Genomic DNA, 23,226 nt, shown 5'->3' on the forward strand with positions numbered 1-23,226 from the left:
CAGTTGCAAGCTGCAAGCTTCAAGCGGCAAGAGGACAGGTGGTATTCAAAAAGGAAAATTGCCAAGGAGGGGTAGCTACAAACTCGTAGCTTGCAGCTTAAAGCTTGCAGCTTAGGCGACAGCCGCGTCGATGATGAACCTCGAGCTGATCCTTGATCACCTTCAGCACCTTGGCCTCATGCTCATGGATGAAGAAGTGCCCGCCGGCGAGCATGTCCACGGAGAAACTGCCACGGGTTTCCTTGCTCCAGCCGATCAGTTGTTCAGTGGTGGCCCGGTCGGTCTTGCCGCCAAGCACGTGTACCGGGCACTTGAGCAGTGGCCGCTGCATCGGCTCGAAACGCCCGCACAACTGAAAGTCGGCGCGCAGGATCGGCAGTGTCAGGCTCATCAGCTCTTCATTGGCCAGCACTTCTTCGCTGGTGCCGTTAAGCGTGCGCAGTTGCTCGATCAATTCGGCATCGGTCTTGGGCTCGGCAAAACCACGGTCGTAGTCCGCGCGCAGGGTCGGCGCCGCGGTGCCGGAGGCGAACAGGGCTACCGGCTCAGGGCAACCGAGCGAGCGAAACGCATGGGCCATTTCACAAGCCAGCAACGCGCCGAGGCTGTGGCCGAACAGCGCATAAGGCGCCTTGAGTGTGTGTTTTTGTTCCTGGGCCAGTTGCAGCGCCAGCCGCCGCATGTCGGTGTGCAACGGCTCGCCATACCGCGCGCCCCGCCCCGGCAGCTCCACCGGCTGCACTTTCAGCCACTGCGGCAGTTTGCTCCGCCAGCGGCTGTAGACCATGGCGCTCGCGCCCGAATAGGGCAGGCACAGCAATGTCAGCTGGGTCACCGGGCTTACCTCGAAAAGTTGTCTGCTAAGAGAACGGATGAGTGCCGAAGAGAATTAGTCGTACAGATAACCCTGTGGGAGCGAGCAGGCTCGCACACAGTTAAATCATCATTTCAAATGGCGGTAGCTTTGCACCGCTGAACCCAGTACGACTGCCCCGGCTGCAATCGCCACCCAAAACCCGCTGCGCGCCCCGAACGCGTCCACCAGCCAGCCGGAACTGGCGGCGCCGATCGCCACGCCGATGCTCAACCCGGTGACCAGCCAGGTCAGGCCTTCGGTGAGTTTGGCCGGCGGTACGATCTGCTCCACCAGGGCCATCGCAACAATCAGGGTCGGAGCAAAAAACAGTCCGGCGACGAACACCGCCAGCGACAACCCGAGAATGTTCACCGCCAGCAGCAGCGGCAAGGTCGTCACCGCCGTAGCCACCCCGCCGTAGAGAAACAGCCGCGGCAGCGGCACCTTCGAGCGCAGCGCGCCGAAGGCCAACCCGGCCAGGCAGGAACCGATGGCATACACCGACAGCACAATACTTGCCGCCGCTGGCTGGCCCTGATGCTGGGCGAACGCCACGCTGACTACATCGATCACGCCGACGATGGTGCCCATGGCGACCATCAACAGCATCAGCCACTGGATCTCCACGGAACGGATGATCGAGCCGAAATGATGGGCTTCATGGGGATGTACCGCAGGTTCGGTGCTGCGTTGCAAGACAAACGCCGTGACGCCGATGGCCAGCATCAGCAACGCCGCCAACGGCCCGGCCTCGGGGAACGCCACCACACACAGGCCCACCGACAACGGCGGCCCGACAATAAAGCAGACTTCGTCCAGCACCGACTCCAGGGCATAGGCCGTTTGCAGTTGCGGCTGGCCGCGATACAACTCGGTCCAGCGCGCCCGCACCATCGCCGACATGCTCGGCATGCAACCGGCTAAGGCGGCGAACACAAACAGCGTCCATTGCGGCGCCTGCAAACGGGTGCAGAGCAACACCAGCAACAAGGCCCCGCCCCCGACCAGCGCCGACACCGGCAGAATCCGCCGCTGACCGAAACGGTCCACCAGCCGCGACACCTGCGGCGCACAAAACGCCGTGGCCAAGGCAAAAGTCGCCGCCACAGCCCCCGCCAGGCCGTAGCCGCCCTGCAACTGCGAAAGCATGGTGATCAGGCCGATACCGGTCATGGAAATCGGCATGCGCGCGATCATCCCGGCCAGCACGAAAGCGCTGCTGCCTGGGGCGTTGAACAGCTCGCGGTAGGGGTTTGCCATGGGGGCCGGCCTCGATAAGGGCGTGCAAGTTGCCATAAGGCTGGTAACGGGGAAAGGGCCGAATTGTTGGTTGAATGTGAAGACCCTCGATGCAACCCGGAGCCCCGCAACACGCAGACACCACCTATCCCCCGCGACAGGTGCCGTGCAAGGCCAAATTCCTACATTTTTTAAACAAAACACCCTGAAATACCCGGTTGCCAGCCGTTACATCCCCCCCTAACATCGCGCCTCAACGGGCACAGCGGAGCTGTCCAACAAAACCCGAATTCAAGGAAAAAGAATGACCCAGCGCATCCACCGCAGCATCGACCTTCCCCTGCGAACCGGCCTGAACCGCGACGAACTGTGGGACGCCCACGACAAGGGCCTGATCAAATGCTGGGAAATCGGCCGCCAACGCGCCGCCCGTTTTCCCGATCTCGCCCAACAATGCCTCGCCGGTGAACTGCCGGTGCTGGGCTGGAAAGGCGGCGTCAGCCGCAGTCTGAAAAAACTCGAAAAGTACGGCTCGCTCAAATACCTCGCCCAATGGCAGGGCTTGCGTGGGGAGGATCTGGATGTGGATTTGGGTGAAGAGCGGGCGCTGACTTGCTCCCGCACGGGCATGGTGGTGACGTTTACCCCGGATCGGACGAAGTACTTCAATCAGGTGGCGGAAGTTGAAACTGTTGCTTCGGATTTATCCTGAAACCACCTGATACGGCTACGCTCAAGGCGTTACTGGATCTGCTGCAACGCTGACCGAAAACCGCTCTCGATAAGCTTGCGGCGTCACGCCCATGGCCCGCAGGAAACTGCGGCGCAGGGTTTCTTCGCTGCCGAATCCGCATTGCATGGCGACGCGCTTGACCGGCACGCCGGTATCGCTGAGCAGGCGCCGCGCCGTTTCGACGCGGATCAGTTCGATGGCCCGAGCCGGGGTCTGGCCGGTGTCGGCGCGGTAGTGGCGCACGAAGCTGCGCTCGCTCATGCCGGCCTGCAGGGCCAGGGTGGGGATGCCGAGATCCTTGGTGAGGTTTTCGCTGATCCAGGCGTGAAGTTCGTCGAACCGGTTGCCTTCTTTCTGCAGGGACAGGGTCACGCTGAATTGCGACTGGCCACCGGGCCGTTTGAGAAACACCACCAATTGCCGGGCGACTTCCAGGGCCATGTTGCGGCCAAGGTCGGCTTCGACCATTGCCAGCGCCAGGTCGATCCCGGCGGTCACCCCGGCCGAGGTCCAGACCGGGCCGTCGTTGATGAAGATCGGATTGGGCTCGACCTGCAACTTCGGGTGTTGCTGCGCCAGCTGTTCGCAACGGGTCCAGTGGGTGACCACGCGCCGACCATCGAGCCAACCGCTGGCCGCCAGCAAAAACGCCCCGGTGCACACCGATGCAACCCGTCGGCACTGCGCCGCATGCTCGCGCACCCAGTTCACCAGTGACGGGTCGCCCGCCGCCGCGTAAACACCCCACCCCCCGGCGATGATCAAGGTGTCGCTGCCCAGCTCAGGCAAGGGCTCGGCCAATAGCGCCAAGCCCGCCGATGACATCACCGCCCCGCCACCGCTGGCAATCACCGATGGCGCATAAGGCGTGGGCGCGCCTTGCTGGCGGGCGATGTCGTTGGCCGAGGCGAATACCTGCAACGGCCCGGTGACATCGAGCAGTTGCACATTGGCGAACGCGAGTACGTGAATGGTTTTCGGCATTTGGCGTAATTCGTGGGGTGATTGGCGTGTGCGCCAAATCCTAGGCGCCTACAGTGAAGTCGTCCACCCACTTCAGGAGAAAAACACCATGACCTTGCAGATCGGTTTTCTGTTGTTTCCACAGGTGCAACAACTCGACCTCACCGGCCCTTACGACGTGCTGGCCTCGTTGCCGGATGTGGAGGTGCATCTGATCTGGAAGGACCTGATGCCCATCACCGCCAGCACCGGCCTGCTGCTCAAACCGACCACCACCTTCGAGGACTGCCCGGCGCTGGACGTGATTTGCGTACCCGGCGGCAGCGGTGTCGGGCCGTTGATGGAAGATGATCAAACCCTGGCGTTCATCAAGGCCCAGGCCGCCCACGCACGCTATGTCACCTCGGTGTGCACCGGTGCACTGGTGCTCGGCGCGGCGGGACTGCTCAAGGGCAAGCGCGCCACGACTCACTGGGCCTATCACGAATTGCTGGCGCCTTTGGGGGCGACTCCCGTGAAGGACCGGGTAGTGCGCGACGGCAATCTGCTCACGGGTGGAGGGATCACTGCGGGCATCGACTTTGCCCTGACGCTGGCCGCCGAGCTATACGACCAGGACACCGCCGAACGGGTGCAATTGCAGCTGGAATACGCCCCGGCACCACCGTTCCGGGCCGGCAGCCCGGAAACCGCACCGGCCAGCGTGCTGGAGGAAGCTCGCCAACGCGCTGCGGGGTCGCTGAAACTGCGCGCGCAAATCACCGAACGTGCTGCGGCGAAACTCGACCGCCTGTAAAAAAATGGCTGCGAGAGCAATGGCCCTCGCAGCCATAACATTTCATACGCCCATAAAAAAACCCGCCGAAGCGGGTTTTTCCAAGACCATTACGACTCCCTGTCGTCAGCATTCCGTGCAAATGGCCGATCATCCATGATCCTGAGCACTCCCTGTGCGTCAGTGGATGGGGCCAGAATACGCATCGGATCCAACCTGCAATAGACGACATAGCTACCATCGCGTGTAAGACATTCGCTATAGCAGCCCTTCCGAAAACCCTTAGATGCGTCAAACATTAAGCCTGGAGGCCGCGAGTTTCGCGACCTGCAGCTGACCTTGCGCCGCCGTGCTTTCGCCATCTTCGAAAAACCAGGCTGCCGACAAACCGGCAAAAGCCAACACCCATTGCAGCAATCGGCGCCGCTCCAACCCGCCCGCCTCGGCCACGACCTCGATCTGTCGCTGGAATCGTTGCGGGTCCGTTGCGGTTGGCAACTCGGGATTGCAGATCAGGTTGGCGTAATCGAAGCCGCGCTCGCCGATCACCCGTTTGGGATCGATGGCCAGCCAGCCACGCGGACCGAAATCCAGGACATTGTCGTGATGCATGTCGCCATGCAACACCACCACGTCCTGCGGCTCGGCCAACAAGGCTTCGGCTGTCGTCAGGCTCAGGGAATAAAGACCGCCCTGCTGCTCAGCCGCCAATCGCAGCGAGGCAAACCAGGGCGCCAGGGGAACCAGCGGCGGTGGCGGCGTCGGTCGCGGTGCATGCAAGTGCGCCAGCGCCGTACATAGAATACGACTGGCCTCGTCGTCCTGCCCGTTGAGAGCCATGCGCATCAGCGACCGCTGTCCCATGGCACGTTCGAGCAACAAGGCGTCGCCATGGTGCTCGTAAACCCGGGCAGCGCCGTCGCCGTTCCACCAATTCATCAACAGATTGCCGAATTTCTCCTCAGTATCGACGGCAATCTTCAACATGGCCGGCACATCACCCCGACGTACCGGTAGCAGGCGGCTGCCGGGCGTGAGGATGGGTGCGCCGTCGGGCATCAGTTCCCACCGTTGCAGCCACGGGTCGAACGTACTGTCGTCAGTCACTCTCACGCTCGCGGGCCTTGGCGCTTTCGACGAGAAAGTGTTCAAGCCTGCCCAGTTGCTCTTCCCAGCCACGGCTGTCCATGTAATACGCCTCCTTCTGGCGTATGTCTGGAATGTGCGCGAAACCCGACTCGGACACCTTGAGCAGCGTGCCATCCTCGTAGTCCGCCAGCTCGAATTTAACCAGCGTGGTCGGTTCCTGGGAGTAGTCGATCTTCGGGTTCACCGCGTAGGGGTGCCAGCGAAACGAAAACAACTGCTGGGGTTCGACCCGCTCGACCAGCACATTCCACAACACATGTTCATAACCGGGATACGTGACCTGCCCCTGCGTCCACTCGCCGGCAATGAAACGCCGGCCTTCGAGCGCAACGCCAAACCATTGACCGAATGCCTCTGCATCGACCAATGCACGCCATACATGGGAGCGCGGCGACTTGAGCATTATTTTGCGTTCAAAACTATTGGGTACTGGTTTCATACGTCACCTCCTGTACTGAACAACAGTAGGCCTGTAAGACCACATGTCCAGTGCGAAAGTTGTATGAATCGGGTGTCAGTTGTCTCAAGGGCGCTCTTTGCAGGGCCATTCGCTTCGCTACACTGCACCTCAATTTCTCCTTTCACTGCGAGTTTCCTCCATGCACTCACGCTTTCTCCTGGCGCTGACACCTTTTTTGTTCGCCCCCATGGCCTATGCCGTGGACTGCGACAACGCCACCGACCAGGCCACGATGAACCAATGTGCGTCGCAGCAACACGCGGCGGCGGACAAGGAGTTGAATGTGCTTTACCAGCAGATCACTTCGCGGTTCAAGGGCAATCCTGACAGCAAGAAACTGCTGGTGGGCGCGCAGCGTTCGTGGATTGCGTTTCGTGATGCCGAGTGCAAGTTTTCGGCGTCGGGCGTGGAAGGCGGGAGTGTTTATCCGCTGATCTACAGCAATTGCGTGACAGAGTTGACCAAGGCGCGGGTGCAGACGTTCAAGACTTACTTGAAGTGCCAGGAGGGGGATTTAGGGTGTCCGGTGCCGGGGGTTTGAGTCTTTGGTGTATTTGAGGGCCTCATCGCGGGCAAGCCCGCTCCCACAGGGTTCGTGTCGTACGCAAAACCTGTGGGAGCTGGCTTGCCAGCGATGGCGTCTGTAATTACCGCACGAAAATCTGCGCCGTGGTGATCGCCATATCCCCGCCCGGCAACTTGATGCTGCCGATCTGTTTCAGGCTGTCGGCATCGAAGATCGCCACATCGTTGAACGTCCCGGCCAGGTAGATCTTGCTGCCGTCCTTGTTGAAGGAAATGCAGTAGTAGGAATGATCAAGCGTCGCCGCTTGCAGCATCTTTTTCTCCTTGATGTCGTACTTGGCCAGGCGATTGAGCACACCGAACATCAGGTTCGGGTCTTTCGGCGAGCGCATGCCACTGAAGTAGATTTCAGTCAGGGGTCCGAAGTCGGTGGTTTCGGTCTTGCCGGTCTTCAAGTCAACGCTGAACAGGCCGTACAGGTATTCCGCCGTGGCCGGGTCCTGTTTCTTGTCCTTGAACTTCGCGGTGGTGTAAAGCAGCGAGAAGTCGTGGCGCCAGGTCTGCTGGTTCCACACGTAGAGCACATCCGGCGCGCTGTAGTTCGCACGTTTCCAGTGACGGCTGGGGATCAGCACGTCGAACTTGCCGGTCTGCACGTTGACCTTGTAGACGTCCGCCCCCGCCACGTACAGCGTGCCGTCGTCACCGCCCTGCATGATGGTCAGCTGCCGGGGCGCCGGGAAACTGCGCACGGGTTTGGCGTCCAGACCGGCGTCGGTGGCGTACACATCGAGCCGCGGCTGCTGCACTTCGTAGCGATCATTGAGCATCAAGGTCGGGTTGGCGACGGTGTACAACTCCTTGCCGTCGTGGCTGACGGTGAAGGCAAACATCGACTTGGCTTTCTCCCCCGGCTTCTGGGTGATGCTGGCGTGGAACACCTGTTTGCAGCTGTCCAGTTCGACGCCGTAGACATCCGCGTAGTGATTGTTCAACACGTAGGCAGTCTTGCGATCCGGCGACAGCTGCACGGTGCCGGGACCAAAGGCGTCCGGCATCTTGCAGGTCTTGAACAACGTGTCGGTGGCCAGGTCGATCACGTGCAGGTTGTTCGGGTCATTGGTGGTCACCATGTACTCGTGACCGCCTTGCAACGCAGTGTTTTCATCGGCCAGAACCGTGAGCGAACAGGTGCTCAGGACGGCGAAAGCGGCCAGGCCGCAGGCTTTGATGCTGTGCATGCTGGAATCCTTCTTCTTGTCGAATCACTTGTCTTTCGGGAAGACAGTGCCGAGGTTTCGCCAGTTGTCGTTGGACGCCTGGGCATCCTTGTTCCAGTCCGGGTAGGTGCTCATCATGTCCGGCACCTGGGCCGGCCACCAGCAAGGGTCGGAGCAGCCGTACAAGTCGGCTTCCATCGGCTGGCACAGCGACGACACACCGCCGAACGCGTCGATTTCCCAACCCGGGTCGGTGGTCGACGCGCAGCCCGCCACGGAACTCATCGCCACCACTTCTTCGATGCGGTTCTCGTCCGCGGCCTGATCCAGCTTCAACGCTTTGTTATTGATTGCCTTGAGATGTTTCATATCAGTGAGCCTTGCGCGGAGTGATGTAGCTGCTGATGAACGCAGGGTTATGGGCCATGATCCGGGTGTAGACCTCGATGCCGAAGTCGACCCAGTCACGCATCAGTTCGCAGTAGTGGTAGGTCGGGTGTGTCGGGTCGCCGTAGCGGGCGTAGCTTTCGTGGTAGCAGCCGCCGGAGCACAGGTTGCGGATCTGGCAGTCTTCGCAACCGGTGTTGGTGCGGTCCAGGCGTTGAGACAGGAAGTCGTTCAACTCCACCTGTTTCACCCCGCTGTGAACGTTGCCGAAGGTCGGCAGGCTCGAACCGGTAAAACGGTGGCACAGGTTCAACTCACCCTTGTGATCCACCGCCAGCATCTTCAGGCCCGCGCCGCACGGCAGGGCTTTTTTGTGGCCTTCGTGGATGTCGGTGATCAGCTGGTGCAGGTTGGAGAAACCGATATTGCGGTGCTCCAGCGCGGCTTCCAGGTAGCGTCGGCCGAGGGCCTTCATGTTGGCGAACACCTGCACCAGTTCATCGCTGGTGAGGTTGAAGCTGCTGATGTCGCCGGAGGTCACCGGGGCAAAACCGACCTCGGCAAAACCCAGTTCGTTGAACAGGTGATCCCAGATGGTTTCAACGTCGGTGACACCGGTGGTCAAGGTCACCCGCGCACCCACCGGACGACTGTTGTAGCGCGACAGCAGCATCTCGGCCTTGCGCCGCACCACATCGTATGTGCCCTGCCCGCCCACGGTGATGCGGTTGCGGTCGTGCACGGTTTTCGGCCCGTCGATGCTCACCGACAAACCGAAGCGGTGGGCATTGAGATAGTCCACGGTTTCTTCGGTGAGCAGCGTGGCGTTGGTGGTCATGACGAACTCGACGAACTTGCCGGCCTCGGCAAAGCGCTTTTCACAGTAATCGACCATGTACTCGATCAGCTTGCGATTGCTCAGCGGTTCGCCGCCGAAAAACACCACGGTGAAACGCTCTTCGTCCGGTGATTCCTTGAGCAGCATTTCCACCGAAGCGATGGCGGTTTCGACGTCCATTTTCTTGCCGGCCGATGGCTTGTCGAGGTCCTCCTTGTAGCAGTAGGTGCAGCTCAGGTTGCAGCCGGTGTTGACGTTCAAGACCACGGTATTGATTGCCGTGCGCTCGACGCGCCTGGTGGCGATGTCCGGGGTCAGCGGTGAGCCGTCGCTGACCAGCTCCAGGGCCATCAACTCGCGCAGGGTCTCGGTGATTTCTTCGCCGTTGAAGCGCGCGGCCAGGCGCTGGATCAGGTCGTCCGACGAACAGCCGGGGCCGCGCAAGGTATCGATGATGGTGCCCGTCAGTTCATCGCTGGCGAACAGCGAACTGCTGGGGATGTGAAACAGCATGCGGTCGGCGTCGACCTGCACTTCGTGCAGGTTGCGTTCGACCAGATTCAAGATAGCGCCCATGGCAAACCTCCTGTGCAGGCCCCGTTGTGCGGGGCTTGCGGTCATTCCGAAAAGTGTCTGGATCCATTAAACGATCAGCTCAACTCATGGAATGGGTGGATTGTTCCAGCGTTGCACGGTCACGATCATGTGCCCTTCGCCGGTCAGGGACTTTCCTGCGTCGTCGACGGCGGCGATCACCTTGAGGTTACCGGCATTGTTGGTGGACATTTTGCGTGCCGGGTTCGGCCCGGCATCGCCCGGTGTGAACACGCCGGTGTCGGCCTGCATGGTGCCGGCAAACTTGACGTCTTCGTCTTCCTTGGCCCGGTCGTCGAAGGCTTCGACCTTCCACTGCGCTGGGAACACGCCGATACGATACGGCTTGCCATCGACACCCTTGCCCCAGGCTTCGGCGTCGAAACGGCCCTGGACTTTCGGCGTCGATCCACCGCCCTCGCCGATCCGCGCCACCGAGAATTCCGGTACCACCTTGATCGAGGCGATCTTGTTGTAGACCGACAGGCTCGGGCCTTTCAGCGTGCCGACGGTGACCGCGCGCAGGCCCGGCTGAGCGTTGGCCGCGGCCTTGAGTTTGACCTTGATCCGCGCCGGGCTCTGCTCGACGATTTCAACCACTTCAACGCCTTTGCCGAAGTTCGGCTTGCCGGTCAGGCCGCTGCCGATCAGGGTGACTTCGGTTTCGGAGCCCGCCTTCAGATAACCTGGTTGAACGGCCAACAAACGGCTGGAACCTTGTTTGGCTGCGACAAAATCCAGACCTCGCTCATCATGCTCGGCCTCGAACATGCGCCCCTGCATGGCGTTGCCCTGGGCGGCGAACACCTGGCGCATGGTCACGCCGTCGATGCTGACGTTGCCGCGCCATTCGTAACCTGTGTAGAGAATCGCGCTGCCATCACCGTTGAACGGCGTGCCGTCGGCATATTGGCCCTTGACGCTGACCTTGAAGGTGTCGCTGCCGTCAGCGCTCACGCTCATCACACCAGCCAGCTCACCTTTGCCCGGCAGGTGACCGCTGAAGCTCCAGTCCCCCACCAGCGCCTCGCTTTTCGGCGCAGTACTCAGCCATTTTTTCCAGGCCGGATTGTCCAGTGGATAACGCTTGGCCAACAGCGGCACCATTTCTTTGCGGGCCAGGTCGAACCAGTCGCGGTCGCGGGACAGCGCCTGGTACTCCAGCGACGGCCATTGGCCGAGGTGGAAGTTCACCAGACGCTCCCATTCCTGGGCCGGACGGCGTTGCAAGGCGACCCGCGCACCGGAGTGACAGCGGCCGCACATCTGGCTGGTCTGATCGTCGAACTGCTCGACGGTGTTCAGACGACGCTCCATGGCGTAGCGCACGCCGTCGGTCTCGCTCGGCGCCAGGCCCTGGGTGTCGGCCAGGTACTTGACCAGCGTCCGCCGGTCTTCGTCGCTGATCTGCAAACCGTGCATGGTCTGCATGCGGGCGATGCTCATCAGCCAGCCTTCCGGCGTCTTGCGCTGATGGCTGATACGGCTCAGGGCGTTATCGGCTTCAGGGGTGTGACAGCCCTGGCAGGTTTGCTGGAGGATGGTCTGGGCATCGCGGGCTGCCAGGCTGGGAGGCGAATGCAACGCTACGCAAGCCGCTACGGCCAGCAGGCTGGCGCTCATGCCTGATCGGAGTTTTCTCTTCATCAACGTCGAACCTCGCACGGTGCTTTCTTATTTTTGTGGCTTATCGTTTTTTTGGTTTCTGCCGTCGGCGTTGATCCGCTGACGGAGGCAAGAGAAACGTCTGCGATGAGCAATACACGGAGCGTGCCAGCTTGACGATAAGCTTTTTAATCAATCACTTGCGTTGATTTGACTGCACAAAGCCATGCCCGGACGCACTCACTGGCGTCTAATATCGCGACAGCTGTTGCAGTCTGAGACAGCATAGATGCCCTGCCGCAACAGCTCATCGGCCGGCCATTGACGACCGGCAGCGGCAAGCGCGAAATGGTTGTTCACCGATTGCCAGGAAGGGGAAAAAAATGGCAAGCATCACTGTCCTGGCGGGGGACTTTCTGCAGGGTGACGGAGATTATCGGGATGGCGTTTTTACCCTGAGAACGTCGCTGCACCCGTGGCCCGGCATTACGCTCCCGCTGTCGAAATTCAAAAACCTCGAAGTGGCCAACGAGGAATCGATCAACAACATCAAGGAAGCCATCGGCTTCGGCGTGGCGGGTGCCATGCTGCTCGGGCCGATCGGCGCATTCGCCGGCTTCATGTTGGCGGGCAAGGAAACCGAAGTGACTTTTCTGGCAACGCTCAAGGATGATCGCAAGTTGCTGGCTGCCGCAGATAGCAGCACGTTCGAGGAAATTTCGCGAAAAATGGCCTCATGAGGCTACAGGCGCAGGCCGCACCACCCTCGTGGTGCGGCTGACGCTGGCTCAGTGGTAGATCGTTGGCTGAACGCCTTTGTGCGCCTCGATCTGTTGCCGCATTTCCGCCACCAGCGTCGCGATCCCGTGGACGGTGTCCAGTTTCCACAGCGGAACATGGGTGGCGATCAGGTCCACCTGACCGGTCATGCAATCGCAGACCCGAATCGTCAGCGACTGATCCGGCGCCATGCTGCAGGTGCATACCGAGGGTAGAAAACTGCGCTCTATGATGCTTTGAATTTCCAGGGGTGAAAGGTTCATCGCTGCCTCCCTTACGCCAGAAGTAATGCCGGGAAAATGATCCCTCACTTCACCCACCGAACGAGGAAATTCTATTCCTCGCCAATGGGGGTCTCAAGATGACGGGCGGGCTGTTCGTCGTCTCAACAGCTGTCGCGATTTGCGACAAATGCATCGTACCACCGAGTATCTCCGGCTTAGGTAAAACCCCCGCCAGACAAGGGCTGACCAGCCCTGCCGGGCACTTGGCACAGCCATTGCGAAGCTCCGTTCACACGAACAACAAGAGGCCTCGCCATGTCGCTCCCTAACCTGCTTCCCGCCACTTCGGCATTTATCCAGCGCGCTCCGCGCATGCTCATCGGCGGCGATTGGGTCGAGGCCGCCGACGGCCAGACCATGAACCTGCACAACCCGGCCACAGGGGAAGAACTGTGCGTGGTGCCACGGGCCACGCCGGAAGATGTCGACCGTGCGGTGCTTGCCGCTCGTCAGGCATTCGATGATTCCGCCTGGACCCGCACCCGCCCCCGCGAGCGGCAGAACCTGTTGTGGAAACTCGCCGACCTGATGCAACGCGATGCCGAGCTGCTGGCACAGCTGGAATGCCTGAACAACGGTAAGAGTGCCGCCGTTGCCCAGGTGATGGACGTACAGTTGTCCATCGACTTCCTGCGCTACATGGCCGGCTGGGCGACCAAGATCGAAGGCTCCACGGTCGATGTGTCGGCACCGCTGATGCCCAACGACCAGTTCCACAGTTTCATTCGTCGCGAAGCGGTGGGTGTGGTCGGCGCCATCGTCGCCTGGAACTTCCCGCTGCTGCTGGCCTGCTGGAAACTCGGCCCGGCCCTGGCCACGGGCTGCACCGTGGTACTCAAACCCGCCGACGAAACGCCGCTGACCGCCCTCAAACTCGCTGAGCTTGTGCTGGAAGCGGGCTACCCCGAAGGGGTGTTCAACGTGGTCACCGGCACCGGCATCACCGCAGGTTCAGCCCTGACCCATAACCCGCTGGTGGACAAGCTGACCTTCACCGGCTCCACCGCCGTGGGCAAACAGATCGGCAAGATCGCCATGGATTCGATGACCCGGGTCACCCTGGAACTGGGCGGCAAATCACCGACCATCGTCATGGCCGACGCCGACCTGCCCAGCGCCGTCGCCGGTGCCGCCAGCGCGATTTTCTTCAACCAGGGCCAGGTCTGCTGCGCCGGCTCGCGCCTGTATGTGCAACGCAAGCATTTCGACAATGTGGTGGCGGACATCAGCGACATCGCCAACGCCATGAAACTCGGCAACGGCCTGGACCCGAGTGTCGAGATGGGGCCATTGATCTCTGCCCGGCAACAGGAGCGGGTTTACGGCTACATCGAAAAAGGTCGGGAAAGCGGCGCGACCATCGCCTGCGGTGGCGAGCAGTTCGGGCCGGGCTATTTCGTCAAGCCGACGGTCATCGTCGACGTCGATCAAAAGCATTCGCTGGTGCAGGAAGAAATCTTCGGCCCGGTGCTGGTGGCGATTCCGTTCGATGACGAAGCCGAAGCGCTGCGCTTGGCCAACGACAGCCCTTATGGCTTGGGCGCGAGCATCTGGTCCAATGACCTGGCGGCGGTGCACCGGATGATTCCACGGATCAAGTCCGGTTCGGTGTGGGTCAACTGCCACAGCGCCCTGGACCCGGCGCTGCCGTTTGGCGGGTACAAGATGTCCGGGGTCGGGAGAGAGATGGGGTATGCGGCGATCGAGCATTACACCGAGTTGAAGTCGGTGTTGATCAAGCTCTGATTTGCGGCGCCCTTACTGGCGCCATCGCGGGCTTGCCCGCGATGGCGCCAGATCAGTCAATGCAAAACTCAGGGCTTGAACCCCTGGCCCAACAACCACCCCCTGATCATCCTCCCCTGCTCCACCGTCAACCCCGCCAACACCTGCTCCGCCGGCTCACGGCGCATCAACCGCCGCACCAACGGCGCCAACTCAACCCCCTGCACATGCCAGATCCCCAACGGCTGATCCGCCGTGATCACCACCTCGGCCTCATCGACAAACCCGTCGCGCAGCACCGGCGCCCGCTCGATCCGTAAAGCATTGAAATCCGCCTCGGCATGGGCAATTTCTGCATCCGGCCATCGCCGTCGCGCCTGCCAGAATGGCTGATCGGACCAGCGCAATTCATCGGCGTAAAAATCCCGGCCAATCCTTGCGAACCGCAGGAACAACTGCTCTACCCGCTGCTGATGAAAACGCCGGGCCAGTGCCGCTCGTTCGGGTTTGCACAACAGGGTGTTGATCACCGCCGGCGCCTGCAGCGCCGAGGACAGGGATTGAAAGATGCCATTACCCGACAGCGGGTCCACCGCCATCGCTGCATCGCCAACCCGAATCCAGTCATCACCACACACCTGCGGGCTCAAGATCGCCGTACTGCTGCGGGCGTGCAGCTGTAAATCGGCCTCGGGTTCGTCGCCGAAAAATGCCTGGGCCACCGCCGAGTCCTGACGCCGTTGCCGACAGTAGTCGAGCAGCTGCGCCTTGCCCGGCAACCCGGCGCTGGCCACGTCCACCGTCCATTGCCAATAGCACTGACCATCAGCCCGTCGCGCCATCCATGCCCAGCCGTCTACGAGGCTTTCCACGGCGCTGGCGGTGTTGCCCGGTGCGCCTTGCCAGCGATTGAGCAGGCTGACCGTCTCCGGTCCGCGCAGGCCTTTGCCGAGAGCGGGTGCCTGACGTCCACGGGCTTCCACCAGAAAGTCCGCGGCCAGCGCCTGGCGCCCGTCGATCTCGATTCGATGGCCACTCGCGGCTGACTGGACCGACAACACCCGGCCTTCGACCAGTTCAACGCCGGCAAGGCGCAAATCCTCGCGCAGGCCGCGATCGAAGGTCGGACGATCCAGTAGAAATTCGACGTTCTGCGCGTGTTGCTGGCCGTTCCAGTTGACCTGGCGTTGCGACGGTAACGCGGCTTCCGATAATGCTTGATGCAGACCGGCGCCGCGCAACGCCTCCAGCACCCGCAGGGAAACGCCCTCCAACGCGGCAAAGCGGCGCCACTCGCAGACCAGCGTTACTGCATATCCCAGTCGCCGCAGCCCCAGGGCCACCGCTGCGCCCGCCGGCCCGGCGCCCAGAATCACAATCGCCGTCATGGCACGAAGCGCCGTTCAGGGCCGCGATAACGGGCGTTATGTCGCAAATACTCGATGACCTGCTCGTTGCTCGCCTCAGGTTCCTCCACCAAAAACGCCGCAATTTGCCCACTCAACGCCGCGCAACCGAGACTGGCGCCGGACTGCCCGGGATAGGTGCCGTGCACGCATGCAGCGAAATCCGCCTGGGCACTGTTGAGCCATGACCATTCGAGTTCGGCACAGCGCGCGTCGCCGGTGACCCGCAGCACCTGTGGATAATTCGCCGGGAACACCCCTTCGCCCTGCGCCGGGCTGGACGCGCACAGCAATACGCCGCGCGCCACCGCCGCCGCGCAGGCAGCCCGCAACAAGCTGCGATCCTGCCGCAAACCGAGACTCAAATTGATCAAGCGCACGTCCTGCGCCACCAGCCAGTCAACCGCCGTGGCGATCTGCAAGGCGCTGGTGACGCCACGCTGGTCAAATACCTGGGCCACGCAAAACAGCGCCGACGGCGCGCGCCGGCCGATGGCTTCGATCACCGCGCTGCCGTGCCCCAGTGGATCATCGCGCAAGTCGCTTTCGGCAAGTCCGTCCTCCACCAGCGAAAAACGCCGTCCGGCGATCACCTGCACCCGCTGCGCCGCCGAGTGGCCGCTGTCCACCACACCGATGCGCAGCCCAGGTTTTTCATAGAGCTCAGGCTTCATGCAGCACCGTTTTCGAAATCAATACACCGTCGAGCAACTCAAATCGCAGGTCGGCATCGGCCAGGGTCGAGGGGCGATGGCTGATCAGGATGCGCGTGCGCCCGGCAAACAGGTGGTCGATGGCCTCGATCACTTCGCGCTCGGTGGCTTCATCCACCGCCGAGGTGGCTTCGTCGAGTACCAGAATCAACGGGTCCTGCAACAGCGCGCGGGCAATGGCGATGCGTTGTTTTTGCCCGCCGGACAACTGCTGGCCGCGCTCGCCCAGTGGGCTGTCGAGGCCTTCGGGCAACGAAGCGATCAAGCTGTCGAGCTGCGCCAGCCGCGCCACTTCGGCAATCGCTTCGCGGCTCGCGTCTGGCACCGCATAGGCCAGGTTGTCGGCGAGGCTGCCGCGAAACAGCACGATGTCCTGACTGACCACGGCGATGCACCGACGCAACTGGAACAGGTCCAGCTCCCGCACATCCACTTCGCCCAGCAGCACCCGCCCTGACTGCGGGTCGTGATGGCGTTGCAGCAGGTCGATCAAAGTCGATTTGCCGACGCCGGAGCCGCCGCTCAGGGCGACTTTCAATCCGTACGGAATGCGTGCCTCGATACCGCGCAGGGTGGTCGAGCGACCGGGATGACTGAAGTGCACATCGTCGAAACGCAGCTCACCCGAGCTCGGCATCGGCTTCGGCGCGGCCGGTGTGAGTACGGTGGGTTCTTCACCGCGCAACTCCATCACCCGACCGAGGCTGACGGTCATGCGCTGAACAGCCACATAGAGCCCAAGCAGACTCTGCACCGGCCCCACGGCCATGCCCAGGTAAGTGGAAAACGCAATCAGCGCACCCAGTTGCCAGGTGCCCTGCACCACCCAATAGCCGCCGATCAGAAACGCACAGGCCCGGGACAGCGAGGTCAAGGTGCCCGGCACGGCCTGGGTGAAAAACTCGGTGACTTGCAGGCGCAGCAACTGGCTCATATAGCCTTGCCCCAGGGTTTCCAGGCGCCGCGCTTCGCGCTGTTGCTGACCGGCGGACTGGATGAATTTCATCACCGGCAGCGTCTCGACCATGAACGACGACATGTCCGCCGAGCGTTCGCGCAACTGCCGCACATCGCGCTCGACCTTGCGTCGCATCCAGCGCAACCAGAGCACGTCGAGGGGAATCAGCACCAGCGCCAGCAGCGACAGTTTCCAAGACAGCGTCAGCAGCATCGCCACGGCCACCACCAGACCAATCACGCTGGACACCGCCGAGAACAATGAGTCCACAGCAAAACGCTGGATCTCCGCCACGTCGCCATCGAGACGCGACATCAGGTCGCCGATGCGCCGCTGGCCGTAGAAACTCGGCGACAGGGTCTGCAAATGCCGATAGAGGTCATCGCGCAGGGCAAACAGCATGCGCCCGGACAACCGTGTGTGCAGGTAACGATTGATCCCTGAGAGCGCCGTGCCCAACAGCCCGGCGACGATCATCAGTCCGGCGATCAGCACCAGCATCGAAAAGTCGCGTGCCAGCAGGCCATCGTCGATCAGCAGCTTGGTCAGCCACGGCTGCACCAGCACCAGGGCTGACGCACAAACCGACAGCCCCAGCAGCCCGGCAATCGCCAGCCGATGGGGCCGTACAAAGCTGTAGAGCCAGCGCAACGCCGCTTGCAGGGCTTCGGGGTTCTGGCTATCGATCAGCCGAACGATCAGGCGCTGCATCACGAACGCAACTGTTTGAGCTTGCGATACAGGGTCGCACGGCTGATGCCCAGGGCGTCGGCGGCGGCCGAGACATTACCCTGATGTGTGTCCAGGGACTGGCGGATCATCTCCAGTTCGTTTTCACGGATGCTGCCGGCCTGGGGACGTTCAGTCGCGGTCAACTCGTCAAGCATGCTGTCGGGCAAGTGATCGAGAGTCAGGACGGTTTCCCCCGGTTCGCGCATGGCCAGGGCGGTACGCAAGACCATCTCCAACTGGCGGATGTTGCCCGGCCAATGGTAGTTGCCGAGCAGACGGCTCAAGTCGTCATGAAGCACCACCGTCGGTGCGTCGAGCCGGGCCAGCAAACGACTGACCAGCGCAATGAAATCTTCGCGCTCGCGCAGGGCCGGGAGCATCACGCTGATGCCGTTGACCCGGTAGAACAGGTCCTCGCGAAAGTGTTTGTCTTCCACCAGGCGCTTGAGGTCGCGGTGGGTGGCGCAGATCAGGGCGACGTCGATGTCCTGCTCTTCGCCGGCGCCCAGCGGCGCGACCTTACGGTCCTGCAACACCCGCAGCAGCCGTGCTTGCAGGGCCAGCGGCATATCGCCGATTTCATCGAGAAACAGCGTGCCGCCATGGGCCTGTTGCAAGCGACCGACCATGCCGCCACGGCGCGAGCCGGTGAACGCGCCTTCGCGGTAGCCGAACAGTTCGGACTCGATCAGGCCTTCGGGGATGGCCGCGCAGTTCACTGCGACGAAGGGTTTATCGCAGCGACTGCCGGCCATGTGCAGGGCACGGGCGATGACTTCCTTGCCGGTACCGGTTTCGCCCAGCAGCAATACCGGTAACTGGTTGGCCAGGCCTTGGCGGGCCATGCGCAGGGCACGGGCATAACGGGTGTTGCTACCCGCCAGGAAGTCGAGGTCCGGTTGTGCCTTGGTGGTTTTTGCTGGGGTCCGCGGTGGGCTGCTGACGTTGATCGAACGTTGCGGCGCGCGCAGGGTTTTGTAGAAAAATTCGCCCTTGGCGGTCTGCAAACTGCCGGCGCCGCCCTGATGCAGCCGTGCCAACAATTGCAGGCCATCGACACCGAGAAACTCTTCGCAGCGCCGACCGACCAGCGCCGAACGCTCGGCATGCAGCAACTGGCAGGCCTGGGCACTGACCGCGAGGATTTGTCCGCCGAGGCTTACGGCCAGCAGGCCCTGCCATGGCGATTCGAGGTACTGGCGACGGCTATGAAAGGCGAGGACGATTTCGTCCGGGTAACTGGCGTTGAACACCCGGCTTTCGATCTGGCTGACCGCCATGGCCAACAGCGCCGTGCTGTCGTGGGCGCGACCCAGGGGGCCTTCACGGGTCAGGTCGAGGACGCCGAGGATGTCGCCTTGCGGGCAATGGATCGGTACCGAGGTGCAGGAAAAATCACTGAGGCGATCCAGGTAATGTTCGCCGCAATCGATCAGGGTCGGCCGGGCTTCCACCAACGCGGTGCCGAGGGCGTTGGTGCCGCGGGCGGCTTCGCTCCAGCAGGCGCCCAGGGTAATGTCTTGCAGGCCGCTGCCCTTGAGACGGTCGGCACGACCTTCGACGGCGAGGATGGTGGCGTCGGAGTTGGCGAGGATGATCAAGCCTTCCTTGCCCTGGCGTTCGGCCAGGTAGTCGATGGCCGGCAGTGCGGCGTCGATCAGCAGGCGATTGCTCGACAGCAGCACGTCCAGGTTGGCACTCGACTCCAGTGCCAGCTCGTGCTTGGCATTGAAATGCACGCCATGGCTGAGGCTGCGTCGCCACGAGGCATCGATTTCCGCCCGCAGGACGCCGTCCGGCACTTCGCCTTCCAGATGCAGCTTCTCCCGGGCCAGCCGGGCTTCGCGGTGCAGTTTGGGGGAGTTTGTTTTTATTAGCGTCATCAAGCGCTCCGGGTCGTCCGCCCTGCGCCTTCAAACATCGGCGCCCTGCCGCAATCTTTACGTTAACGTCAGGGCTATGGCAAGTGCCTTACGGCGCTTGTGTTCCAGCAGATGGACCGCGTTTTCGTTATTTGCGAGCAGGCTCGCGAAGCCTCGATGGTTTAGACGTGAGGATCGCCCGGCTTGATTGGGGCTGCGTATTGCGGCTTCAAGTGCCCGTCCTGATCGAGTAACCAGGCGTCCATGATCTGCCGCACCACGGGACCTGCGACGCGTCCGCCGGCTTCGCCATTCTCGATCATCACCGAGATCACGATCTTCGGGTGTTCGGCCGGGGCGAAACCGACAAACAAGGCATTATCGCGGTTTCGCTCGCGGGTCTTCTCGCGGTTGTAACGCTCGCCCTGCTTGATCGCCACCACTTGCGCGGTACCGCTCTTGCCGGCAATACGGTATTGCGCCCCCGCCGCTGCCGCCCGGGCAATCCCGCGGGCATCGTGCATCACCATCTGCATGCCGTGGTTGACCTGCTCCCAGTCGCGCGGATCCTTGAGCAGAATGTTCGGCATCGGATGCTCGTCCACCGGCGCGACACCATCCACGGTCCGGGCCAGATGCGGACGGTTCCACACACCTTTGTTGGCGATCAGTGCGGTGGCCTGGGCCAGTTGCAGCGGCGTGACCTGCATGTAGCCCTGGCCGATGCCAAGGATCACCGTCTCACCCGGGAACCACGCCTGACGGCGTGTGGCGCGCTTCCAGGCCTGGGATGGCATCAGACCTGGCGACTCTTCGTACATGTCCAGGGAGACTTTCTCACCCAAGCCAAACATCGCCATGTAATCGTGCAGGCGATCGATCCCCAGTTTGTGGGCCAGATCATAGAAGTAAGTGTCGTTGGAGCGCATGATCGCCGCGTCCATGTCCACCCAACCGTCACCGCTATGGTTCCAGTTGCGGTACTTGTGATCGAAGTCCGGGAGTTGGTAATAGCCCGGATCGAACACCCGGGTCTGTGGTGTGACAACGCCGGCGTCGAGACCGGCAATCGCCACTTCCGGCTTGATGGTCGAACCGGGCGCATAAAGGCCGCGCAGCACACGGTTGAACAGCGGCCGGTCAATCGAATCGTGCAGTGCCGCGTATTCCTTGAAGCTGATGCCGGTGACGAACAGATTCGGGTCGAAGCTGGGTTTGCTGACCATCGCCAACACTTCGCCGGTCGACGGATCGAGCGCGACCACCGAGCCACGACGATCGCCCAGGGCCTGCTCGGCGGCTTGCTGAAGCTTGACGTCGAGGCTCAGTACGATGTTTTTTCCAGGAATCGGATCAGTATGCTTGAGCACTCGCAGCACGCGCCCCTGGGCGTTGGTTTCGACTTCCTCGTAACCGACATGGCCGTGCAGCTGCGACTCGTAGAATTTCTCGATCCCGGTCTTGCCGATGGATTGAGTGCCGCGGTACTCGACCGAATCCAGGGCCTTGGATTCTTTTTCGTTGATGCGTCCGACGTAGCCGATCGAATGAGCAAAGTGCTCGCCCAATGGATAGTGGCGCACGAACTGCGGCTCGACATCGATACCCGGCAACCTGAACTCGTTGACCGCCAGCACCGCAATCTGTTCTTCAGTCAGCTCGTAGAACAGCGTCACCGGCACAAACGGATGCCGTGCCTGCTTCATGGCCTTGTCGAACAGCGCTCGATCCTCGGGCGGCAGGCGCAATAAGTCGACCACCTCGTCCAGCTCTTTATTCACATCCAAAGCACGTTCACGGGTGATGGTCAGGTTGTAGCTTGGTTGATTGTCCGCGAGAACCACACCATTGCGGTCATAGATCAAGCCGCGGGTGGGAGTGATCGGCAAGACGTGAACGCGGTTGTTTTCGGAAATCGTGGAGTGATAGTCGAACTCGACCACCTGCAGGACGTACATGCGCACTACCAGCGCACAGGTAATGGCGACGACGAACAAGGCACAGGCCATCAGCCTTTTGTTGACCAGGCGCGTCTCTTTTTCGTGGTCCTTGATCGGTATCGGTTCGGGCATTTCCAGAGCAACTCTTTGAAAAGGAGGTGCCGATCCGTGGGCGTCAAATCAGTCCTTAAAAAACGAGCTGCACCATATCAAAAACCGCTTGTTCACTTTGGTTCGATTCCACCAATGGCGGTCGTGAAAGGGTGAAGAGTTTTTCATCTTGGCGGCGGACTCGTGCGCTTCACTCAAAATTGATATTCCCATTCATGCATTTTTCTTGCTGATGCTGCTGTTGATACTGGGTACATGTCATTGGTTTTTTTTTGGAGTCTTTACATGCATCCACGCTTTCAACGGTTACTCGGGTCTAACGGGTTTTCCATCGGACTGGAACTGCCCTTGGATAATGATTGGTCCAGCGATGGTCAGCGGCGACGGATTGCCGAGAACCGCCCTTTTGGTGTGCCAGACCTGAAACAGCACGCCGCCATGGCCCGGCTGGCCGATCAGTCCGGGTTTCGCGCGCTGTGGGTTCGCGACGTGCCGGTTTACGACCCCAACTTCGGCGATGCCGCACAGGTGTTCGAAACCTTTTCTTACTTGGGCTACCTGGCCGGCATTACCGATAACATCATGCTCGGTACCGCGGCGGTTGTACTCCCGCTGCGCCAACCCTGGTTGACACTCAAGTCAGCCAACAGTGTCGATGAATTGAGTGATGGACGGCTGCTGCTGGGCGTGGCCAGCGGCGACCGCCCGATGGAATATCCGTTGTTTGGCGTGGATTACGATCAGCGTGGCGAAATCTTCCGCGATACCGTGGGGTTACTGCGCAGCCAGGGCGATGACCGTTTGCCCGAAGGTGCGCGTCTGCTACCAGAACGCGAACAGTCAGCTCCGTTACTGGTGGCGGGTCTTGGTCAGCAATCACCAGCGTGGATTGGCCAGCACATGGACGGTTGGCTCGCTTACCCCAGTACACCAGATGAGCATCGCCGGCGAGTGGGATTGTGGCGTGAAGTTGGCGGCAACAAACCCTACATCAGCTTTGTTCATCTGGATCTGGCAGCCAACCCCCATGCACCGATGCGTCGTGTTCGCTTCGGTGGCAGCTGTGGACGTCTGGCATTGATCGATGAACTGCAGGCCTTGCGTGAGGCCGGCGTACAACATGTCGGCCTGCATGTGCGGCGCAGCGAGCGACCGGTCCCGGAGATTATTGAGGAGATCGCAGAACACGTGCTGCCGAAGTTTCACTGATGGATGCTGCGGGACCAGGGATAGCCTTTAAGCTGTCCCTTTTTTCGCGCCACTTTCCTGCAGGCAAAACAAAACCCCTACCTGCATACGCAGATAGGGGTTTCGGAATTTAATCTTGACGATGACCTACTCTCACATGGGGAAACCCCACACTACCATCGG

General features: G+C 61.4%; 21 protein-coding genes. 6 read left to right on the plus strand and 15 right to left on the minus strand.

Features of this window, described 5'->3' with window-relative positions; translation table 11 throughout:
• Positions 1-97: 97 nt before the first annotated feature.
• Positions 98-835, minus strand: a complete 738-nt coding sequence (locus tag FFS64_RS27500) for a thioesterase II family protein (protein ID WP_137807930.1) — start codon at positions 833-835, stop codon at positions 98-100.
• 108 nt (positions 836-943) lie between these two features.
• Positions 944-2,116: an MFS transporter gene (locus FFS64_RS27505; RefSeq protein WP_137807931.1), complete on the minus strand. Its 1,173-nt coding sequence runs from the start codon at positions 2,114-2,116 to the stop codon at positions 944-946.
• 283 nt (positions 2,117-2,399) lie between these two features.
• Here FFS64_RS27505 and FFS64_RS27510 point away from each other — a divergent pair, with 283 nt between their 5' ends.
• Positions 2,400-2,807, plus strand: a complete 408-nt coding sequence (locus FFS64_RS27510; protein ID WP_137807932.1) for a hypothetical protein — start codon at positions 2,400-2,402, stop codon at positions 2,805-2,807.
• 21 nt (positions 2,808-2,828) lie between these two features.
• On the opposite strand, the gene FFS64_RS27515 is transcribed toward FFS64_RS27510, so the two are convergent.
• The gene (locus tag FFS64_RS27515) at positions 2,829-3,812 is read right to left on the minus strand and encodes a GlxA family transcriptional regulator (RefSeq protein WP_137807933.1); all 984 of its coding nucleotides are present in this window, start codon (positions 3,810-3,812) and stop codon (positions 2,829-2,831) included.
• A gap of 88 nt (positions 3,813-3,900) precedes the next feature.
• Between FFS64_RS27515 and inhA the strand changes: the two genes are divergently transcribed.
• Complete coding sequence (gene inhA, locus FFS64_RS27520; protein ID WP_137807934.1) at positions 3,901-4,587, plus strand: isonitrile hydratase; 687 nt, start codon at positions 3,901-3,903, stop codon at positions 4,585-4,587.
• Positions 4,588-4,857: 270 nt separating this feature from the next.
• Here the strand turns inward: inhA and FFS64_RS27525 are convergent, their stop codons facing one another.
• Together FFS64_RS27525 and FFS64_RS27530 are read right to left on the minus strand one after the other, a co-directional pair.
• Entirely contained in the window at positions 4,858-5,625 is a 768-nt protein-coding gene (locus FFS64_RS27525; RefSeq protein WP_137807947.1) for an aminoglycoside phosphotransferase family protein, read from the minus strand.
• 40 nt (positions 5,626-5,665) lie between these two features.
• Entirely contained in the window at positions 5,666-6,154 is a 489-nt protein-coding gene (locus FFS64_RS27530; protein WP_095197356.1) for an SRPBCC family protein, read from the minus strand.
• Between the two features lie 160 nt (positions 6,155-6,314).
• On the opposite strand from FFS64_RS27530, the gene FFS64_RS27535 reads away from it, so the two are divergent.
• Entirely contained in the window at positions 6,315-6,716 is a 402-nt protein-coding gene (locus FFS64_RS27535; RefSeq protein WP_137807935.1) for a lysozyme inhibitor LprI family protein, read from the plus strand.
• A gap of 106 nt (positions 6,717-6,822) precedes the next feature.
• Here the strand turns inward: FFS64_RS27535 and peaD are convergent, their stop codons facing one another.
• From peaD to peaA, 4 genes are all read right to left on the minus strand, one after another.
• Positions 6,823-7,941 (minus strand): quinohemoprotein amine dehydrogenase subunit beta, encoded by a 1,119-nt coding sequence (gene peaD / locus FFS64_RS27540; RefSeq protein WP_137807936.1) that lies wholly within the window; start codon positions 7,939-7,941, stop codon positions 6,823-6,825.
• A 24-nt stretch (positions 7,942-7,965) separates the two neighbouring features.
• A complete protein-coding gene (gene qhpC, locus FFS64_RS27545; protein WP_008016081.1) occupies positions 7,966-8,289 on the minus strand; it encodes a quinohemoprotein amine dehydrogenase subunit gamma in 324 nt (107 codons plus the stop codon).
• Between the two features lies 1 nt (position 8,290).
• Entirely contained in the window at positions 8,291-9,721 is a 1,431-nt protein-coding gene (gene peaB, locus FFS64_RS27550) for a quinohemoprotein amine dehydrogenase maturation protein (protein ID WP_137807937.1), read from the minus strand.
• 84 nt (positions 9,722-9,805) lie between these two features.
• Positions 9,806-11,386, minus strand: coding sequence for a quinohemoprotein amine dehydrogenase subunit alpha (gene peaA, locus FFS64_RS27555; RefSeq protein ID WP_137807938.1), 1,581 nt, complete (start codon positions 11,384-11,386; stop codon positions 9,806-9,808).
• A gap of 341 nt (positions 11,387-11,727) precedes the next feature.
• Here peaA and FFS64_RS27560 point away from each other — a divergent pair, with 341 nt between their 5' ends.
• Entirely contained in the window at positions 11,728-12,084 is a 357-nt protein-coding gene (locus tag FFS64_RS27560; RefSeq protein WP_095197351.1) for a hypothetical protein, read from the plus strand.
• 48 nt (positions 12,085-12,132) lie between these two features.
• Here the strand turns inward: FFS64_RS27560 and FFS64_RS27565 are convergent, their stop codons facing one another.
• Complete coding sequence (locus FFS64_RS27565) at positions 12,133-12,387, minus strand: DUF1652 domain-containing protein (RefSeq protein WP_137807939.1); 255 nt, start codon at positions 12,385-12,387, stop codon at positions 12,133-12,135.
• Between the two features lie 276 nt (positions 12,388-12,663).
• Here FFS64_RS27565 and FFS64_RS27570 point away from each other — a divergent pair, with 276 nt between their 5' ends.
• A complete protein-coding gene (locus FFS64_RS27570) occupies positions 12,664-14,154 on the plus strand; it encodes an aldehyde dehydrogenase (RefSeq protein WP_137807940.1) in 1,491 nt (496 codons plus the stop codon).
• A 68-nt stretch (positions 14,155-14,222) separates the two neighbouring features.
• On the opposite strand, the gene FFS64_RS27575 is transcribed toward FFS64_RS27570, so the two are convergent.
• The 5 genes from FFS64_RS27575 to mrdA all read right to left on the minus strand — a co-directional run bounded on the left by FFS64_RS27575 (position 14,223) and on the right by mrdA (position 21,876).
• A complete protein-coding gene (locus FFS64_RS27575; protein ID WP_137807941.1) occupies positions 14,223-15,521 on the minus strand; it encodes an NAD(P)/FAD-dependent oxidoreductase in 1,299 nt (432 codons plus the stop codon).
• The gene (locus FFS64_RS27580; RefSeq protein WP_137807942.1) at positions 15,518-16,213 is read right to left on the minus strand and encodes a S8 family serine peptidase; all 696 of its coding nucleotides are present in this window, start codon (positions 16,211-16,213) and stop codon (positions 15,518-15,520) included. Before FFS64_RS27580 ends, FFS64_RS27575 begins: the two co-directional genes overlap by 4 nt.
• On the minus strand, positions 16,203-17,921 hold the full coding sequence (locus FFS64_RS27585; RefSeq protein ID WP_137807943.1) for an ABC transporter ATP-binding protein: 1,719 nt from the start codon (positions 17,919-17,921) through the stop codon (positions 16,203-16,205). The genes FFS64_RS27580 and FFS64_RS27585 overlap by 11 nt, the downstream gene beginning before the upstream one ends.
• Complete coding sequence (locus tag FFS64_RS27590) at positions 17,921-19,825, minus strand: sigma-54-dependent Fis family transcriptional regulator (protein WP_137807944.1); 1,905 nt, start codon at positions 19,823-19,825, stop codon at positions 17,921-17,923. Before FFS64_RS27590 ends, FFS64_RS27585 begins: the two co-directional genes overlap by 1 nt.
• Before the next feature lie 161 nt (positions 19,826-19,986).
• Positions 19,987-21,876 (minus strand): penicillin-binding protein 2, encoded by a 1,890-nt coding sequence (mrdA, locus tag FFS64_RS27595; RefSeq protein WP_137807945.1) that lies wholly within the window; start codon positions 21,874-21,876, stop codon positions 19,987-19,989.
• Between the two features lie 264 nt (positions 21,877-22,140).
• Here mrdA and FFS64_RS27600 point away from each other — a divergent pair, with 264 nt between their 5' ends.
• Complete coding sequence (locus FFS64_RS27600; protein ID WP_137807946.1) at positions 22,141-23,064, plus strand: TIGR03571 family LLM class oxidoreductase; 924 nt, start codon at positions 22,141-22,143, stop codon at positions 23,062-23,064.
• Positions 23,065-23,226 lie beyond the last annotated feature (162 nt).

Source organism: Pseudomonas sp. G(2018) (assembly GCF_005502415.1).
Lineage (GTDB): Bacteria > Pseudomonadota > Gammaproteobacteria > Pseudomonadales > Pseudomonadaceae > Aquipseudomonas.